1 protein-coding gene is annotated in these 714 nt (G+C 41.2%); it reads left to right on the forward strand.

Features of this window, described 5'->3' with window-relative positions:
- Positions 1-148: 148 nt before the first annotated feature.
- Positions 149-714, forward strand: a 566-nt coding sequence (locus A3751_RS19225; RefSeq protein ID WP_156492638.1) for a hypothetical protein, incomplete at its 3' end; no start/stop codon positions are given.

A 714-nucleotide genomic window follows, 5' to 3' on the forward strand; every position in this document is an offset into this window, starting at 1 on the left:
TTAATGATCCTTTTTAGTAAAACCGCAAGGTAGTGTTTTGTGACATAAGTTAACTAAATTGTATTTGCGAGATATTGGGCAGAGGTAGATTTTGGCTGAACTGCTAAACTGCTTTCGTAAGTTATGGTTTCGTGAGGAGGGTTTATTAATGAGACATATAAATTTGAAACAGTATTTTGGCTGCATATTCGTGTCACTTGCCGTTGTAAGTAGTTTGTCTGCAGAGACCTTTTTTAAGTCAAATTTTGACGATGGCGTGATTAATAGTGAAGGCAAGTGGACTTGGGAGGCTGCGTACAGCCCCTCAAATGTATTTGGCATGATGGCAGGGAAAGGTGATGTTTATGAAGTATCTAGTTCTATCTCGCTAAATGGAGGTTATTCCTTAAGACTCGATTTTTCTGGACGAAATGGACTATGCAACTCCTGTGGTTTCGATACCTACAATGCTTCATCTTCCTTGCCAGGCACAGGTAGTACATCGTTAATTATCGATGGGGCAAATTTTTCTTCAATTTTTCCTTCAAGCCTTCGGAAGGTTTTTAACAAGGACGACAGGTGGGCAGCATGGTCCGTATCGGAAGCGAGTGGATCTCAGTTAAGTTTTGGCGGTGGTGAGCCTGTTTCGAATGCAATGGGCGGTAGTAAGCTTTTTAAACCTGGTGATGAAATAAAAATTACCAAGGCTTGTGGTTTAGATGGTGTCGTTGGAGG

The sequence above is a fragment of the Oleiphilus sp. HI0080 genome (assembly GCF_001635135.1).